The organism is Pseudomonas sp. RW409, assembly GCF_003184125.1.
Lineage (GTDB): Bacteria > Pseudomonadota > Gammaproteobacteria > Pseudomonadales > Pseudomonadaceae > Aquipseudomonas > Aquipseudomonas chlororaphis_I.
Map to the genome: position 1 here is coordinate 1084399 of NZ_QHHP01000042.1, position 16756 is coordinate 1101154.

General features: G+C 62.4%; 14 protein-coding genes and 1 pseudogene. 7 read left to right on the top strand and 8 right to left on the bottom strand.

What is annotated here, in order from left to right:
- Positions 1–58: 58 nt before the first annotated feature.
- The 4 genes from DK261_RS32040 to secA all read right to left on the bottom strand — a co-directional run bounded on the left by DK261_RS32040 (position 59) and on the right by secA (position 5813).
- Positions 59–997, bottom strand: a complete 939-nt coding sequence (locus DK261_RS32040; protein ID WP_110177435.1) for a Nudix family hydrolase — start codon at positions 995–997, stop codon at positions 59–61.
- Positions 994–1626 (bottom strand): glutathione S-transferase, encoded by a 633-nt coding sequence (locus DK261_RS32045; protein ID WP_028683242.1) that lies wholly within the window; start codon positions 1624–1626, stop codon positions 994–996. The genes DK261_RS32040 and DK261_RS32045 overlap by 4 nt, the downstream gene beginning before the upstream one ends.
- A gap of 104 nt (positions 1627–1730) precedes the next feature.
- Positions 1731–2948 carry a bifunctional glutamate N-acetyltransferase/amino-acid acetyltransferase ArgJ gene (argJ, locus tag DK261_RS32050; RefSeq protein WP_028683243.1) on the bottom strand — a complete coding sequence of 406 codons (1218 nt, stop codon included), beginning with the start codon at positions 2946–2948 and terminating at the stop codon, positions 1731–1733.
- A 123-nt stretch (positions 2949–3071) separates the two neighbouring features.
- A complete protein-coding gene (secA, locus tag DK261_RS32055; RefSeq protein ID WP_110177437.1) occupies positions 3072–5813 on the bottom strand; it encodes a preprotein translocase subunit SecA in 2742 nt (913 codons plus the stop codon).
- A 306-nt stretch (positions 5814–6119) separates the two neighbouring features.
- Here secA and DK261_RS32060 point away from each other — a divergent pair, with 306 nt between their 5' ends.
- On the top strand, positions 6120–6575 hold the full coding sequence (locus tag DK261_RS32060; protein ID WP_009050483.1) for a DUF721 domain-containing protein: 456 nt from the start codon (positions 6120–6122) through the stop codon (positions 6573–6575).
- A gap of 15 nt (positions 6576–6590) precedes the next feature.
- On the opposite strand, the gene DK261_RS32065 is transcribed toward DK261_RS32060, so the two are convergent.
- Positions 6591–8078: a helicase HerA-like domain-containing protein gene (locus DK261_RS32065; protein WP_009050484.1), complete on the bottom strand. Its 1488-nt coding sequence runs from the start codon at positions 8076–8078 to the stop codon at positions 6591–6593.
- A gap of 180 nt (positions 8079–8258) precedes the next feature.
- On the opposite strand from DK261_RS32065, the pseudogene DK261_RS34025 reads away from it, so the two are divergent.
- The 5 genes and pseudogenes from DK261_RS34025 to DK261_RS32085 form a co-directional block, all read left to right on the top strand.
- Positions 8259–9290 (top strand): annotated as a pseudogene (locus tag DK261_RS34025) (cache domain-containing protein); the annotation flags it as partial.
- Between the two features lie 93 nt (positions 9291–9383).
- On the top strand, positions 9384–10148 hold the full coding sequence (locus DK261_RS34030) for a methyl-accepting chemotaxis protein (protein WP_371920946.1): 765 nt from the start codon (positions 9384–9386) through the stop codon (positions 10146–10148).
- Between the two features lie 169 nt (positions 10149–10317).
- Complete coding sequence (locus tag DK261_RS32075; protein ID WP_110177439.1) at positions 10318–11439, top strand: glycosyltransferase family 1 protein; 1122 nt, start codon at positions 10318–10320, stop codon at positions 11437–11439.
- Entirely contained in the window at positions 11432–12208 is a 777-nt protein-coding gene (locus DK261_RS32080) for a DUF2334 domain-containing protein (protein ID WP_028683246.1), read from the top strand. Before DK261_RS32075 ends, DK261_RS32080 begins: the two co-directional genes overlap by 8 nt.
- The gene (locus DK261_RS32085; RefSeq protein WP_110177441.1) at positions 12205–13200 is read left to right on the top strand and encodes a lysylphosphatidylglycerol synthase transmembrane domain-containing protein; all 996 of its coding nucleotides are present in this window, start codon (positions 12205–12207) and stop codon (positions 13198–13200) included. Before DK261_RS32080 ends, DK261_RS32085 begins: the two co-directional genes overlap by 4 nt.
- Here DK261_RS32085 and DK261_RS32090 read toward each other — a convergent pair.
- Both DK261_RS32090 and purU read right to left on the bottom strand, forming a co-directional pair.
- Positions 13187–13369, bottom strand: a complete 183-nt coding sequence (locus DK261_RS32090) for a hypothetical protein (RefSeq protein ID WP_016703378.1) — start codon at positions 13367–13369, stop codon at positions 13187–13189. The genes DK261_RS32085 and DK261_RS32090 overlap by 14 nt on opposite strands.
- Positions 13370–13478: 109 nt before the next feature.
- Positions 13479–14327 carry a formyltetrahydrofolate deformylase gene (gene purU / locus DK261_RS32095; RefSeq protein WP_007931173.1) on the bottom strand — a complete coding sequence of 283 codons (849 nt, stop codon included), beginning with the start codon at positions 14325–14327 and terminating at the stop codon, positions 13479–13481.
- A gap of 338 nt (positions 14328–14665) precedes the next feature.
- On the opposite strand from purU, the gene mvaT reads away from it, so the two are divergent.
- Positions 14666–15040: a histone-like nucleoid-structuring protein MvaT gene (gene mvaT / locus DK261_RS32100; protein WP_007931174.1), complete on the top strand. Its 375-nt coding sequence runs from the start codon at positions 14666–14668 to the stop codon at positions 15038–15040.
- Positions 15041–15144: 104 nt separating this feature from the next.
- Here mvaT and sbcB read toward each other — a convergent pair whose 3' ends face one another.
- Positions 15145–16575 (bottom strand): exodeoxyribonuclease I, encoded by a 1431-nt coding sequence (gene sbcB, locus DK261_RS32105; RefSeq protein ID WP_110177443.1) that lies wholly within the window; start codon positions 16573–16575, stop codon positions 15145–15147.
- Positions 16576–16756: the final 181 nt, after the last annotated feature.

Genomic DNA, 16756 nt, shown 5'->3' on the forward strand with positions numbered 1-16756 from the left:
ATCACCAGCAAGCCCGCTCCTGCAGCTTATGCAGGAGCGAACCGGCCGGTGACTGGCATCAGGGCCAGAACGCGCGAATCCCCGCCACCCCTTGCGCCCCGGCCTGCCAGGCCTGCTCGCGCTGGTCCGGACCGACGCCGCCCAGCAGGTACACCGGTTTGTTGAAACCGCTGATCAGTCGGGCGGCCTGCTCCCAACCCAGCGGCTGCGCATCAGGGTGGGTCTGGGTCGGCTGGACCGGCGACAGCGTCACGAAGTCCACATCCATCTGCTGCGCCAAGGACAGCTCTTCAGCGTCATGGCAGGACGCCGCCAGCCAGCGCTCCTTGCCAAAGGGACGCCCGGCGCTGGCATATTTGCGCAGCTGCGCCGAGGTGATATGCCAGCCCGCCGAGGGGAAATCCCCCAGCCATTCGAACGGCCCCTTGAGCATCAATTGCGCCTTGCCCGCGCACAGGCCAACCGCATCCACCGCCAGGTCGCGGTATTGCGGGTCGTAGCCATTGGGTGCACGTAGCTGGATCAACCTGCCGCCACCGGCAATGGCTTTCTGCATGCCCCGCAACAGCGCCGGCGTTTCCAACCCTTCCGGGGTGATCAGGTATTCGCTCGGCAAGCGCGCCGCCGCCACGATCGGCTGGTTGGCCGCCGGGAACTCGTAGTTCTCCAGCTCGCGGGCCGTGACCCAGGCCAAAGGCTGGCCCTCGGCGCCATGGGGCTCGCCGGTAAAGGCGGAAACTTCCCAGACATCCAGCAACACCTGCTTGTCCGGGTAGTCATGCTGCACCTTGATCAATGGTCGCGCCTGGGACACCAGAATGCCCAGCTCTTCCTGCAGCTCACGGGTCAGCGCCGCTTCCACCGCCTCGTCCGCTTCGACCTTGCCGCCGGGAAACTCCCAGAGGCCGCCCTGATGCTGGGTATCGGCACGTCGGGCAATCAGGATCCTGCCGTCGGTATCACGGATAACGGCCGCCGCCACATGTACTCGTTTCACCGCACTACTTCCTCTAAACCGGCTTTCTGCCACGCCTTGAAGGCTGGCCATTGATAGATCGTTTCAACATAGGCTGCATCGACAGCCGGCAGCGCCACCCGATAGGTGCGCAGGCGCACGGCGATCGGCGCAAAAAAGGCGTCCGCCAGGCTGACCCGGCCAAACAGGAAAGGTCCTGGCTCGGTCGCGGCCGCGCGACACTCGGCCCACAAGGCCAGCATCCGCTCGATATCGGCCTGGGCTTCGGGTGGCATGGGCGACAGCGCAGCATCGCGGCTCAGGTCGAACGGCAGGTTGCCGCGCAGGCCGAAGAAACCGCTGTGCATCTGCGCACAGGCCGAGCGGGCCTGGGCACGGGCGGCCACATCGCGCGGCCAGAGCTCGGCTTCGGGGAAACGCTCGACCAGGTATTCGGCAATCGCCAGGGAATCGGCGATGGTGCCGTGTTCGGTCTTCAGCAACGGGACTTTGCCGGTCGGCGAATGCTTGAGAATCCGCTCGCGGGTATCGGGCTGGTTCAGCTTGATCAGTTCTTCGGTGTAAGTCGCGCCGGCCAGCTCAAGCGCCAGGGCGGCGCGCAGCGACCAGGAGGAATAGAGTTTGTCGCCGATGATCAGGTGAAGATTCATGTCGGGCACCTTTCAGAGGAGATGGAGGCCATGGGCCTCCATCGCGAGCAGGCTCGCTCCTACACGTGATGCGTCGCGTCCATGTAGAAGCGAGTAGCGGTGTATCAGGTACGGTATTCCGCGTTGATTTTCACGTACTCGTGGGACAGGTCGGTGGTCCAGATGGTTTCGCTGCAATCACCGCGTCCCAGCTCGATGCGGATGGTGATTTCTTCCTGCTGCATCACCGCCGCGCCCTGGGCTTCGGTGTAGCTGGCGGCGCGCGCGCCACGGCTGGCGATACAGACTTCGCCGAGGAAAACGTCGATCTTGCTCACATCCAGGTCCGGCACGCCGGCACGACCGACAGCGGCCAGGATACGCCCCCAGTTCGGGTCGGACGCGAACAGCGCGGTCTTGATCAACGGCGAGTGGGCCACGGTGTAGCCGACATCCAGGCACTCCTGGTGATTGCCGCCGCCGTTGACTTCGACCGTGACGAACTTGGTCGCCCCTTCGCCGTCACGCACGATGGCCTGGGCCACTTCCATGCACACTTCGAATACCGCCTGCTTCAGCGCGGCGAACAGCGGGCCGCTGGCTTCGGTGATTTCCGGCAAGCCTGCCTGGCCAGTGGCGATCAGCATGCAGCAGTCGTTGGTGGAGGTATCGCCGTCGATGGTGATGCGGTTGAACGACTTGTTGGCGCCGTCCAGCAACAGGTTCTGCAGCACTTCACGGGACACTTTGGCATCGGTGGCGATGTAGCCGAGCATGGTCGCCATGTTCGGACGAATCATGCCCGCGCCCTTGCTGATACCAGTGACAGTGATGGTCACGCCGTCGTGCTGGAACTGGCGGCTGGCCCCCTTGGGCAGAGTGTCGGTGGTCATGATGCCAGTGGCCGCGGCGGCCCAGTTGTCCACGGACAGGTCGTCCAGCGCGGCCTGCAGCGCGCCTTCGATCTTCTCGACCGGCAGTGGCTCGCCGATGACCCCGGTGGAATACGGCAGTACGGCGCTGGCGTCGACGCCCGTCAGCTCGGCCAGCTTGGCGCAGGTGCGGGTCGCGGCGGCCAGGCCTGGCTCGCCGGTACCGGCGTTGGCGTTGCCGGTGTTGGTCAGCAGGTAACGCACAGGGCCTTGCACACGCTGCTTGGCCAGGATCACCGGAGCGGCGCAGAACGCGTTCAAGGTGAACACACCGGCCACTGTGGAACCCTCGGCGCAGCGCATGACCACAACATCCTTGCGCCCCGGGCGCTTGATGCCCGCCGAAGCGATACCGAGTTCAAAACCGGCAACCGGGTGCAACGTTGGCAAAGGACCAAGACCAACAGCCATGAATGCGCTCCTCTTTAACCTGATGTGTGCACTGCCATCGCGAAAGGCAGTGCGGCGAATGGAAAAACGCCGCGACGGCTGATGCCGGTCGCGGCGCGGGTATTTCAGTGTCTGGCGAAAATCTTAGTTGATCTGGCCGTGACAGTGTTTGTACTTCTTGCCCGAACCGCAGTAGCACAGTTCGTTGCGACCCAGTTTCTGCTCGTTGCGTACCGGAGCGGAGGCCAGGGCCACGTCGACATCGACGCCCTCTTCCAGCGCTTCCGGCTGCTCAAGGCCCGGAGCTTCGGCGTGCTCGAACTGCATGCGCTGAGCCAGTGCCTCGGCTTCCTGGCGCAGGCGCGCCTCTTCCTCGACCGGATCCTCGCGGCGAACCTGAACGTGCGACAGCACACGGATCGAGTCGCGCTTGATGGAATCCAGCAGTTCGGAGAACAGGGTGAAGGACTCGCGCTTGTATTCCTGTTTCGGGTTCTTCTGCGCATAACCACGCAGGTGAATACCGTGGCGCAGGTGATCCATGGTCGACAGATGGTCTTTCCACAGGTCGTCCAGGACGCGCAGAACGATTTGCTTCTCGAAGGTGCGCAGTGCTTCGGCACCGGCCTGGTCTTCTTTCTCGTTGTACGCCGCCACCAGCTCGTTCAGCAGTTTCTCGCGCAGGGTTTCTTCGTACAGGTGATCGTCTTCGTCGAGCCATTGCTGGATCGGCAGGGTCACACCGAAGTCGCTCTGCAACGCCGCTTCCAGACCGGCCACGTCCCACTGCTCAGGCAGCGATTGTGGAGGGATGTGCGCGCTGACGGTGGCGTTGAGCACGTCCTGGCGGAAGTCGGAGATGGTTTCGCCGATGTTGTCCGCGGCCAGCAACGTGTTACGCATGTGATAGATCACTTTACGCTGTTCGTTGTTGACGTCGTCGAACTCGAGCAGTTGCTTGCGAATGTCGAAGTTGCGGCCTTCTACCTTGCGCTGGGCCTTTTCGATCGCGTTGGTCACCATGCGGTGCTCGATCGCTTCGCCGGACTGCATGCCCAGGGCCTTCATGAAGTTCTTCACCCGGTCGGAGGCGAAGATGCGCATCAGGCTGTCTTCCAGGGACAGGTAGAAACGGCTGGAACCGGCGTCGCCCTGACGACCGGCGCGACCACGCAGCTGGTTGTCGATTCGGCGCGATTCGTGACGCTCGGACGCGATCACCTGCAGGCCGCCGGATTCCAGCACCTGCTGGTGACGCTTCTGCCAGTCGGCCTTGATCTGGGCAATCTGCTCAGGAGTCGGGTTTTCCAGGGAGGCGACTTCGACTTCCCAGTTACCGCCCAACAGGATGTCGGTACCGCGACCGGCCATGTTGGTGGCGATGGTCAGGGCACCCGGACGGCCGGCCTGGGCAATGATTTCCGCTTCTTTTTCGTGGAACTTGGCGTTCAGGACCTTGTGTTCGATGCCTTCCTTCTGGAGCAGGTTGGACATGTGCTCGGAAGTTTCGATGGTCGCGGTGCCCACCAGAACCGGACGGCCCTGGGTCATGCATTCCTTGATGTCGTTGATGATCGCGGCATATTTCTCGTCCGCGGTCAGGAACACCAGATCGTTGTAGTCTTTGCGCGCCAGCGGCTTGTTCGGCGGGATGACCATCACCTGCAGACCGTAGATCTGATGGAACTCGAAGGCTTCGGTGTCCGCGGTACCGGTCATGCCGGACAGCTTGGTGTACAGACGGAAGTAGTTCTGGAAGGTGGTCGACGCCAGGGTCTGGCTCTCGGCCTGGATGTTGAGGTTTTCCTTGGCTTCGATGGCCTGGTGCAGGCCTTCGGACAGACGGCGACCCGGCATGGTACGACCGGTGTGCTCGTCCACCAGGACCACCTGGCCATCCTGGACGATGTACTCGACGTTGCGGTTGAACAGCTTGTGCGCGCGCAGTCCGGCATACACGTGGGTCAGCAGGCCCAGGTTGTGCGCCGAGTACAGGCTCTCGCCTTCCGCCAGCAGGCCGACCTGGGTCAGCATCTCTTCGATGAACTGGTGACCGGCTTCGTTGAGTTCGACCTGACGGGTCTTCTCGTCGACGGTGAAGTGACCGGCCTTGGTCACCTCGCCTTCCACTTCCTCGATGTGCTGCTCAAGGCGCGGGATCAGCTTGTTGATCTCGGTGTAGAGCTTGGAGCTGTCTTCGGCCTGGCCGGAGATGATCAGCGGGGTACGGGCCTCGTCGATCAGGATCGAGTCGACTTCGTCGATCACGGCAAAATTGAGCTCGCGCTGGAACTTGTCTTCCATGCTGAAAGCCATGTTGTCGCGCAGGTAGTCGAAACCGAATTCGTTGTTGGTGCCGTAGGTGATGTCGGCGGCGTAGGCAGCGCGCTTCTCTTCCGGCGGCTGGAACGGCGTGACCACGCCGACCGTCAGGCCGAGGAATTCATAGAGCGGGCGCATCCAGTTGGCGTCGCGGCGGGCCAGATAGTCGTTCACCGTAACCACGTGCACGCCCTTGCCGGACAGCGCGTTGAGGTAAACGCCCAGTGTTGCCACCAGGGTCTTGCCTTCACCGGTACGCATTTCGGCGATCTTGCCTTCATGCAAGGTCATGCCGCCGATCAACTGTACGTCGAAGTGGCGCATACCCATGACCCGCTTGCCGGCTTCGCGGGCGACCGCAAAGGCTTCGGGAAGCAGTTTGTCGAGGGATTCACCTTTGGCTATGCGGGCCTTGAACTCTGCAGTCTTGGCGCGCAACTGATCGTCCGAAAGGGCCACCATTTGCTCTTCGAAGGCATTGACGATCTGTACCGTCTTGAGCATGCGTTTGACTTCACGCTCGTTCTTGCTTCCAAAAAGTTTCTTTAACAAAGGCGCAAACATATCGGCAGGATCTTCCACACATAGGGATGGAGGGCGGCCCCGTGAGTCGCCCGTGCAGCCCTCATGGCCGCATGCGAACGAGTATTCTACCCGGAAACGATGGTGAGGAAAGTGGCGTTATTCCACGATGCTGGTACAGCGCTGTGACGGGGCCCACTTACAATAAGGCCTTTTACGCCAGTTTCAACCCGGACGAATACGAAGTTAACCATTGATTTAATGGATAAAGCCTCGCCGCAGCGATGAACGAGGTCAGGCCGGCGCTTTCTGCTACCATGGCGGCTCTGTAACTTCAGGTGTCTGATCATGGCATTTCGCCCTCTTACGGCCAGAGCACCCGCCGTACTCCTTCGCGAAGCCAAGCCTCTCAAAGCCATACTCGGCCACGCCCAGCGCCTGGCGCACTTGCAGCGCCTGCTGGAAAGCCAGCTGCAACCGGCCGCGCGCGAGCACTGCCATGTTGCCTCCTGGCGCGAAGGCAGCCTGCTGCTGATCGTCACCGACGGCCATTGGGCGACGCGCCTGCGTTATCAGCAAAAACGCCTGCAACGTCAGCTTTTGGAGTTCAATGAGTTCAACAATCTGACGCGAATCCTGTTCAAAGTGCAGCCTCCCACCGTGCAACGCGGTGCGACCGGGCACACCATGGACCTGTCGAGCAACGCCGCCGAGACCATTCAGGCCACTGCCGACGGCATCACCGATCCCAACCTGCGCGCCGCCCTGGAGCGCCTGGCCAGCCACGCCAAATCACGGACGTAACTGGCCAACCGCCGATCAGCGGCGCTTGCTGCCACCCAGCAGAGACCCCATCAGCCCACGCACCAGCTGCCGCCCCAATTGATTGGCGGCCTGGCGCATGGCGGACTTCAGGGCCTGACCGGCGGCGGTACCGAGGAACTCGCCAGCCCGATCGGTAAAGCTCGGCTCCTCGGCGGCCGGTTTGCCTGGCGCAACCTCGGCCTCCGGTGCCAGGCCCTTGCGTCCCATCAGCACTTCATAGGCCGACTCGCGGTCGACCGGCTTGTCATAACGGCCGACCAACGGCGAACTGTTGATCAGCGCCGCACGCTCGGCCTCGGTCAACGGCCCGATGCGCGACTGCGGCGGTGCCACCAGCACTCGCTGGACCATCTCCGGCGTACCTTTTTCCTGCAGGGTACCGACCAGCGCCTCGCCAATCCCCAGCTCGGTGAGCACCGACAGGGCATCGAACGCCGGGTTCGGCCGGAAGCCGTCCGCCACGGCGCGCAAGGATTTCTGTTCCTTGGCGGTGAATGCCCGCAAGCCGTGCTGGACGCGCAGCCCCAGTTGCGCCAGCACGTCGTCCGGTAAGTCGCCTGGCGACTGGGTGACGAAGTACACGCCCACGCCTTTGGAGCGAATCAGCCGTACCACCTGCTCCAGCCGCTCCTGCAACGCCTTGGGCGTGCCGGCGAACAACAGGTGGGCTTCGTCGAAAAACAGCGCCAGCAGCGGCTTTTCCGCATCGCCGCGCTCCGGCAGTTGCTCGAACAGCTCGGCCAGCAGCCACAACAGGAAGGTCGCATAGACCTTGGGCGCCTCGTGCACCAGGCGGCTGGCGTCGAGCAGGTGAATCCGCCCGCGCCCGTCACTGGCCGGCTGCAGGATGTCTTCCAGTTGCAGGGCCGGCTCGCCGAACAGGGCTTCGGCGCCCTGCTGCTCCAGGGTGGCCAGCCGCCGCAACAGGGCCTGGCTGGAGCCGGTGGTCATCAGCGCCGCGTCATCCCCCAGCAGCTGCGGGTTGTCCTTGAGGTGGTTGAGCAACGCCTTGAGGTCTTTCAGGTCGAGCAGCAACAGGCCTTCGCGGTCAGCCACCTTGAATGCCGCATACAACGCCGATTGCTGGCTGTCGGTCAGTTCCAGCAGGCTGCCCAGCAGCAGCGGGCCCATTTCGCTCAGGGTGGTCCGCAGCGGGTGCCCGGACTGCCCGTGAATGTCCCACAACGTGACCGGATAAGCCTGGGGCTTGTGGTTCAGCCACGGCATCCCGGCAATACGTTCGGCAACCTTGCCCTGGGGATTGCCCGCGGCGCCCAGGCCACACAGGTCACCCTTGATGTCCGCGGCGAACACCGCGACACCGGCATCGCTGAAAGTTTCTGCCAGCCGTTGCAAGGTGACGGTTTTCCCTGTCCCGGTAGCGCCTGCCACCAGCCCGTGACGATTTGCCAGGCGCATGGCCTGGGCAATCGGTTGCCCCGCGAGATCGGCACCGATAACGAGTTGCGATGAATCCGGCATTTTGTCACCCATGGTTAATCTTTAGCCTTGACCGGCCGATAGATCAGAAAAGACTGAAAAATAGGCCAGATAATTCCCCAAGGAGAGGTGGAAATATCAACTTACTTTCAACCCCGCCCATTTTGCGCGCTTTTATAAGAGCACGCTCGTGACATTAAGACCTAGCGGACACCACAAGCCATGAACAAAAACCTGCGCTTCAGCCATAAAATCCTGCTTGCCGCCGCCCTCATCGTTATTGCCGCCTTCGCCTCCTTTACGCTGTACAACGATTATTTACAGCGCAACGCGATCCGCGAAGACCTGGACAATTACCTGCATGAAATGGGCGATGTGACCGCGAGCAACATCCAGACCTGGCTCACCGGGCGCATCCTGTTGATCGAAAACCTGGCGCAGAACCTGGCAATCGACCCGCAATCGACCAAGGTCGCCAGCCTGCTCGAACAGAAGGCCTTGACCTCGACCTTCATGGCCTCCTACCTGGGCGATGCCAGCGGCAGCTTCACCATCCGCCCGGATGCGAAGATGCCCGACGGTTTCGATCCCCGGGTTCGCCCCTGGTACAAGGGCGCCGAAAGCAGCAGCGGCTCGACCCTCACCGAACCCTATATAGATGCCGCCACCGGCCAGCTGATCATTTCCGTCGCCACCGCCTCGCGTCATGCCGGGCAGAGCATCGGCGTGGTGGGTGGCGACCTGAGCCTGCAGACCCTGGTCGAAACCCTCAATGCCCTGGATTTCGACGGCATGGGCTATGCCTTCCTGGTCAGCGCCGACGGCAAGATCCTGGTGCACCCGGACAAGGCGCTGGTGATGAAGAGCCTGAGCGAGGCCTATCCGCAGAACACCCCACGCATCAGTGGCGACTTCAGCGAAATCGAAGTCGAGGGCAAGACCCGCATCGTCACCTTCACCCCGATCAAGGGCCTGCCGTCGGTGAATTGGTACATCGGCCTGTCCGTGGACAAGGACAAGGCGTTCTCGATGCTCAGCGAGTTCCGCGCCTCCGCCATCATTGCCACTATCATCGCCGTGGCCATCATCATCGCCCTGCTGGGCATGCTGATCCGGGTGCTGATGCAGCCCCTGCACGTCATGACCCGCGCCATGCAGGACATCGCCGACGGCGAAGGCGACCTGACCCGTCGCCTGACCATCCAGAACCAGGATGAATTCGGCATCCTCGGCACCGCGTTCAACCGCTTCGTGGAGCGCATCCACGGTTCGATCCGCGAAGTGTCGTCGGCCACCGAGCACGTCAACGAAGTCGCCCTGCGGGTGGTCAGCGCCTCCAATTCGTCGATGCTCAACTCCGACGAGCAGGCCAGCCGCACCAACAGCGTGGCCGCGGCGATCAATCAGCTCGGCGCCGCCGCCCAGGAAATCGCCCGCAACGCCGCCCAGGCTTCGCAGCAGGCCAGCGATGCGCGCAGCCTGGCCGAGGACGGCCAGCAGGTGGTGGACCGCAGCATCCTGGCGATGAACCAGCTGTCGGACATGATCAGCGCCTCCAGCAGCAACATCGAAACCCTCAACAGCAAGACGGTGAACATCGGGCAGATCCTCGAAGTCATCACCAGCATCTCCCAGCAGACCAACTTGCTGGCCCTCAACGCCGCCATCGAAGCGGCGCGGGCGGGCGAGGCCGGACGCGGTTTCGCCGTGGTCGCCGATGAAGTGCGCAACCTGGCCCATCGCACCCAGGAATCGGCGCAACAGGTGCAGACCATGATCGAGGAGCTGCAGGTTGGTGCCCGCGAGTCGGTCAGCACCATGAGCAACAGCCAGCGCCACAGCCAGGACAGCGTGGAGATCGCCAACCAGGCCGGCGAACGCCTGAACAGCGTGACCCAGCGCATTGGCGAGATCGACGGCATGAACCAGTCGGTCGCCACCGCGACCGAGGAACAGACCTCGGTGGTGGAGTCGATCAACATGGACATCACCGAAATCAACACCCTGAACCAGGAAGGGGTGGAAAACCTGCAGTCGACCCTGCGTGCCTGTTCCGACCTCGAGCAGCAGGCCGCCCGCCTGAAGCAACTGGTCGGCAGCTTCCGTATCTGACCCTTCCGCCAGCCGATGCCTGGGCAAAACCCAGGCATCGGCTGGCAACAATCGCCCCTGGATCCACAGCAAGCCGTTCATCCAGACGCGTCGCCAACCGCCACGGCATCCCGACCGAACATCTATCCTTGATAAGGGTCAACCCTAAGGAGAACACCGGATCGGAGGGATGATCATCGTGCATATCGCTGACATAACCATGTTCTACGCCCCTGCCAGCGGTGGCGTGCGCACTTATCTGGACGCCAAGCATCGTCGCCTGGGACGCCAACCAGGAATCCGCCACAGTTTGCTGATCCCCGGGGCTCACTTCAGCGAACGCGACGGCATCTATAAAGTCCCCGCTCCCGCCCTGCCCTTTGGCAAGGGCTACCGTTTTCCCCTGCGCCTGGGGCCCTGGCGCAATGTGCTCCATGACCTGCAACCGGACCTGATCGAAGTCGGCGACCCCTACCTCACCGCCTGGGCGGCCCTGGATGCCCGCCGCCAGCTGGATGTACCTGTGATCGGCTTTTATCACTCGGACCTGCCGCTGCTGGTCAGCAACCGCATGGGCCCCTGGTTCACCCCGAATGTCGAGGCCTATGTGCGCAAGCTGTACGGCAATTTCGACCGGGTCCTGGCCCCCAGCCAGGTCATGGCCGACAAACTGATCGGCCTGGGCGTGCGCAACGTCTATGTGCAACCCCTGGGCGTGGACCTGCAGACCTTCCACCCGAGCCACCGCGACCCTGGCCTGCGCGCCGCACTGGGGATTGCCGAAGACAGCCGCCTGCTGATCTTTGCCGGCCGTGGCTCCAAGGAAAAGAACCTGCCGGTGCTGCTCAACTGTATGCAGCGCCTGGACAAGCGCTACCACCTGCTGCTGGTGGGCTCGGCCATGCCGACCGCGGTGCCGGAGAATGTCACGGTGATCGACCAGTTCTGCCCGGCCCCTCAGGTCGCCCGCCTGATGGCCAGCGCCGACGCCCTGGTACATGCCGGGGATCAGGAAACCTTTGGCCTGGTGATCCTGGAAGCCATGGCCAGTGGCATTCCCGTGGTCGCGGTGGCCGCCGGGGCCTTTCAGGAAATCGTCACCGCGGAAGGTGGCCTGCTGTGCGCGCCAAACAATCCGCTGGCGATGGCCCAGGCCGTACAGGAATTGTTCGCCCAAGGCTGTGCCGAGCGAGGCCAACGGGCGCGCCGCCATGTCGAACGCTACTACGCCTGGGATACGGTGGTCGCCAGCCTGCTGGAGCACTACCGCGCCGTACTCGGCACCCAGCAGCCGATGCTGGCCCATGGTTGAGTCCGCCGGTGTGCCCAGCGTGCTGCTGGTCTTGCACGATGTCGCGCCACAGACCTGGATCGACTACCAACCCTTCGTCGAAGCCGTCGACGCCATGGGCAACGTGCCGATGACCTGGCTGGTGGTACCGGATTTTCACCGACACAACCCGCTCGATGCTCACCCCGGGTTTCGCCGGCTGCTCAGCGCGCGCCTGGAACGGGGCGACGAACTGGTGCTGCACGGTTACTTCCATTGCGATGAGGGTCCGCCACCGCGTACCCCGTATGACGGGTTCATGCGCCGCGTGTACACCCATGAGGGCGAGTTCTACAGCCTCTCGGAAAATGCTGCCCTGGCACGCCTGCATGCTGGCCTGGAACTGTTCCAGCGCTATAACTGGCCCCTGCAGGGGTTTGTCGCCCCCGCCTGGCTGATGAGCCCGGGCACACGCCAGGCCCTGCGCCAACTGCCTCTGCGCTACACCAGCGGCCCGCAACAGCTGTACCGGCTGCCGGACTTCTCGCCGATCGCCGCCCCCGGCCTGGTGTGGAGTGCCCGCAGCGCCTGGCGCCGAAAAGCCTCCCGGCTGGTCAGCCTGCAACGTGAACGACGCTGGCGGCAGGCACCGGTGATTCGCCTCGGCCTGCACCCGGTGGACATGCGTTACCCCGACTCGCGCCAGTACTGGCTGGACACCCTCGAGCGCCTGCTGGAACAAGGACGAAAGCCGCTGACCAAGGCCGACTGGCTCGACACCCAGCCGCCAAGGGCGCGCGGTACCCCATGAGCCGGGCGATCTGGCTGGCCATGGCCTTGCTGGTGGCGATCCTGGTGCCGCTGCTGCTGGGCGGCGGCGAACTGTGGGGGCGGGTCCAGCGTTTTTCCCTGCCGTTGCTGCTCGGCATGCTGAGCATGATCCTGCTGTGCTGGGTCATCAATTCGCTGCGCCTGAGCCTGCTGCTGGGCCGACACCGCGGCCAGCTGGGACGCTGGAAGAGCCTCGCGGTGGTGATGTCCACCGAGTTCGCCATCTGCGCCACGCCCGGCGGCAGTGGCGGCCCCCTGACGCTGATGGCCCTGCTGGCGCGCAATGGTGTGCGCCCGGCCCGCGGCAGCGCGGTGTTTGCCATGGATCAGTTGAGCGACCTGCTGTTTTTCCTCTGCGCGCTGCTGGGGATCCTGTTCTACGCGCTGTTCCAGAACCTCAGCCAGCGCCTGGAATGGCTGCTGATCCTCAGCAGCCTTTCGCTGTTCGGCGGGTTATGCATCTGCCTGGCGATAGCCCGCTACCACCGTCGCCTGATCCTGCTCAGCGGCCATCTACTGGCGCCCTTCAAGGTTCGCCCCGCTACCCGTCGACGCCTGGCGCGCAAGTGGCTGCACTTCCTCAAGGCCTTCGGCGACAGCCTGAAACTGCCCTGGCAGACCCTGACAGGAGTCTTTGCCCTGACCTGCCTGCATTGGGCGCTGCGCTACAGCGTGCTGTACCTGGCGTTGCGCGGGCTGGGGGTGGACCTGCAATGGGCCTGGACCTTTCTGATCCAGATGCTCGCCCTGAGCGCAGAGCAATTCAGCCTGCTGCCCGGCGGCGCGGGAGCGGCGGAGCTGACATCGGCGGCGCTGCTGGCGCCCATGGTGGGGAAAACGACGGCGGCCGCGGCCATCCTGATCTGGCGGGCCGTTACCTATTATTTCTATCTGCTGGCCGGCGGGCCGGTATTCCTGCTGATGGTCGGGCGCCCCTTGCTGCGCACCCTGATGAAGCTCAAGCAGGCTTAGGCGGGTCTGTATCCGGGGCATCCTGCTGCAACTGCTGCCACAACTCGGCGGCGCCGGGAAACTCGGTACCGTCCTCGGCGCTCATGTCGTCCGGGTCGTAGCGACTCAGGCAGCCCTCGCCGAGGGTGGCGGGTGCCTTGGATGTGGCTTTATCCAGTGGATCACTCATCGGCCGATCCTCATCAAAAATCGCCGGGTCTGGAGCTTGGATGCCCGGGCCCGGCGAATTCGATCAGAGCATTTTTTGATCAGAGCACTCTCGATCAGAATACTCTCGATTAGAACACTACAGTCTTGTTGCCGTGCACCAGCACGCGGTCTTCCAGGTGGTAGCGCAGGCCGCGGGCCAGGACCATCTTCTCGACGTCACGGCCGAAACGCACCATGTCTTCGATGCTGTCGCTGTGGCTGACACGGACCACGTCCTGCTCGATGATCGGGCCGGCGTCCAGCTCTTCGGTCACGTAGTGGCAGGTCGCGCCGATCAGCTTCACACCACGCAGGGAAGCCTGGTGGTAAGGCTTGGCGCCGACGAACGACGGCAGGAAGCTGTGGTGGATGTTGATCACCTTGTGCGCGTATTCGCTGCACAGTTCCGGCGGCAGGATTTGCATGTAGCGCGCCAGCACCACCACTTCGGCGTCGTGCTGCTTGACCAGGCGCGAGACCTCGGCGAACGCCGGCTCCTTGTCCTGCGGGTTGACCGGTACGTGGTAATAAGGAATGCCATGCCACTCGACCATGCTGCGCAAGTCGTCGTGGTTGGAAATCACACAGGAGATTTCGCAGTCGAGTTCGTCGCTGTGCCAGCGGTGCAGCAGGTCAGCCAGGCAATGGGACTCGCGGCTGGCCATCAACACCACGCGCTTCTTTTGCGCGGTATCGGTGATACGCCAGTCCATCGAGAATTCTTCGGCAATCGGCGCGAAGGCTTCACGGAAGGCTTCAAGGCCGAACGGCAAAGAGTCGGCACGTATTTCGTGACGCATGAAGAACCAGCCGCTCAGGTCATCCGAGTGGTGACTGGCTTCGGTGATCCAGCCGTTGTGGGACGCCAGAAAGTTACTGACTTTGGCAACGATGCCAACGCGGTCCGGGCAAGAAATCACCAACCGAAAAGTGCGCATGAGGGGGAAACTCCAGAACTTCGCAAAGGCCGCCATTCTAGCGATTGCGCGACAAAACTGCAGTATTCGTGATGTCGGAATCCGATTCCTCTGAGCCACCTGTAGGGCTCATGCCCGATGCGAGCGGGAAATCAGTCACACTTGGAAATAGTCCCATAACTCTTTGGGAAATATTCCTGCGGACTCGCTCACAACATTTAACTCATCACTCAGCTTCTTTGCTAAACACTCTAATCAAATTAAATAAAAGCCGGCTTTATTGTTTACTTGGGCAAACTGCCTGACTATTATTACGCCATTATCACCTGCCACTCAGCACTCAACATAAGGCAATTCTCATGTCCCTGATCAACGAATACCGCGCCACAGAAGAAGCTATCAAAGAGCTGCAAGCCCGTTTGAAGAACCTGTCGCAAGACGACAAACTGCAAGCCGAGCTGGAATTCGAAGGCAAACTGCGCGCCCTGATGGGTGAATACTCCAAGTCCCTGCGCGACATCATCGCGCTGCTGGATCCGGACTCGAAAGTTAAGGCGCCACGTGTTGCCGCCAAAACTACCGGCACCAAGCGCGCGCGCAAGGTCAAACAATACAAGAACCCGCACAATGGTGAAGTCATCGAAACCAAGGGTGGCAACCACAAAACCCTGAAAGAGTGGAAAGCCAAGTGGGGCGGCGACGTGGTCGAAGGCTGGGCAACCCTGCTGGGTTAAGCCGTACGCCCGTCACAGAGGGATTTGCGACCTTATGAAAAAACGCCAGCTTGCTGGCGTTTTTTTATTTCCGGCAAATACCCGAAATGTTCTAAGCCGAACAATCAAAGGCCGAAGCGCAGGGCCAGCGACCGGCTGTAATCCTGCCATTCATCCAGCACCTGACGCTGAATCGATGTAGCACTCGCCAGTAGTTCGGCAGCCGCCTGATTGAAACTTTCCAGGGTATTGGGCGCTCCCCACTGCGGGTCGCACAGGCGCTGCTGACAGAATGTTTTCCAGCGCTCTTGCTCCTCCCCGTTCAAGGTGTCAGGAAAGTTACGGGCGCGATAACGAAATAATAATTCCGGCAAACGTTCATCATCGAACGGCCATTGCTCTTGCCCTAAATGAACCGGCTCGGCATTGCGCACTTGTTCGCATAAGCGTCGGTCGCGATCGCCGATAAAACCGTCGTACAACTGCTGCTCGGGATCGAGGCTGGGAGCAAAATCCTCGCTGGCATAAATCGCCGCAAGTTTATCCCGCCAAACTTCTTGTGCGTCACTTAGCCGCAGCGCCCGGGCCTTATATTCCGCCATGTCCAGTTGCAAGCGCTGCTGGTCTTCGCCGCGCAATACATTCAGCGGCGCGACGACCGGACAGCGGTTGATATGGATCAGCTTCAACGGCACCGGCAACTCGCCTTCGGCCAGGTCTTCGCGGCGGGCATACAGGCGCTGGCGCAGCGTCTCGGCGTCCAGGTCGAGTAATCCCTGCGGGTCCAGGTGCAGGTCGCAGACAATCAGGGCGTTGCGATTGCGCGGGTGCCAGGCCAGCGGCAGGACCACACCGACATAACTGCGCGCAGCGGAAAAGCGTCCGGAAATATGCACCAGCGGTTGCAGCAGGCGAATCTGGTCCATGACCTTCTGTTTGCTGCGCAACTGGAACAGCCATTCATACAACTTCGGCTGCTTGTCGCGAATCAACTTGGCCAAGGCAATGGTGGCGCGCACATCGGACAGCGCTTCGTGGGCATGCCCGTGATCGATGCCATTGGCGGCGGTCAGGCGCTCCAGCTTCAGGGTCACCCGCCCTTCCTCGTCCCGTGGCCAGACGATTCCTTCCGGGCGCAAAGCATAGGCGGTGCGCACCACATCGATCAGGTCCCAGCGGCTGTTGCCGCCTTGCCACTCGCGGGCATAAGGGTCGAAGAAATTCCGGTACAGGCTGTAGCGGGTCATCTCATCGTCGAAGCGCAGAGTGTTATAGCCGGCGCCACAGGTGCCCGGCGCCGCCAGCTGGGCGTGCACCCGGGTCATGAAATCGGCTTCGCTCAGCCCCTGCTCGGCCAGCCGGCCCGGGGTAATGCCGGTGATCATGCAGGCCGCCGGATGGGGCAGGATGTCGTCGCTGGGCTGACAATAGAGATTGACCGGCTCGCCGATCTCGTTGAGTTCGAAGTCGGTGCGAATCCCTGCCACCTGCAACGGCCGATCGCAGCGCGGGTTGATGCCGGTGGTTTCGTAGTCGTACCAGAAGATGGAAGTCACGGGCTGTTCCTGAGCAAAAGACCGGCAAAGTCTAGGCGCTTGGCACCGGCCGCGGCCAGCCTTCTTGCAATTCAAGAGTAACGGCGCACGTCACGCGGGACAGTTAATGATGTCGTTCGCCCCTCCGACACTGCTAGCATCAGGCGGTCATTCATCGCCACCAGGCCAGCCTCACGTTGCC

Coding starts and splice junctions, on each gene's coding strand:
- secA (WP_110177437.1), bottom strand. CDS start 5,813: ATGTTTGCGCCTTTGTTAAAGAAACTTTTTGGAAGCAAGAACGAGCGT.
- DK261_RS32090 (WP_016703378.1), bottom strand. CDS start 13,369: ATGAGTGATCCACTGGATAAAGCCACATCCAAGGCACCCGCCACCCTC.
- DK261_RS32060 (WP_009050483.1), top strand. CDS start 6,120: ATGGCATTTCGCCCTCTTACGGCCAGAGCACCCGCCGTACTCCTTCGC.
- mvaT (WP_007931174.1), top strand. CDS start 14,666: ATGTCCCTGATCAACGAATACCGCGCCACAGAAGAAGCTATCAAAGAG.
- DK261_RS34030 (WP_371920946.1), top strand. CDS start 9,384: ATGCTCAACTCCGACGAGCAGGCCAGCCGCACCAACAGCGTGGCCGCG.
- purU (WP_007931173.1), bottom strand. CDS start 14,327: ATGCGCACTTTTCGGTTGGTGATTTCTTGCCCGGACCGCGTTGGCATC.
- DK261_RS32075 (WP_110177439.1), top strand. CDS start 10,318: ATGATCATCGTGCATATCGCTGACATAACCATGTTCTACGCCCCTGCC.
- argJ (WP_028683243.1), bottom strand. CDS start 2,948: ATGGCTGTTGGTCTTGGTCCTTTGCCAACGTTGCACCCGGTTGCCGGT.
- DK261_RS32085 (WP_110177441.1), top strand. CDS start 12,205: ATGAGCCGGGCGATCTGGCTGGCCATGGCCTTGCTGGTGGCGATCCTG.
- DK261_RS32065 (WP_009050484.1), bottom strand. CDS start 8,078: ATGCCGGATTCATCGCAACTCGTTATCGGTGCCGATCTCGCGGGGCAA.
- DK261_RS32045 (WP_028683242.1), bottom strand. CDS start 1,626: ATGAATCTTCACCTGATCATCGGCGACAAACTCTATTCCTCCTGGTCG.
- DK261_RS32080 (WP_028683246.1), top strand. CDS start 11,432: ATGGTTGAGTCCGCCGGTGTGCCCAGCGTGCTGCTGGTCTTGCACGAT.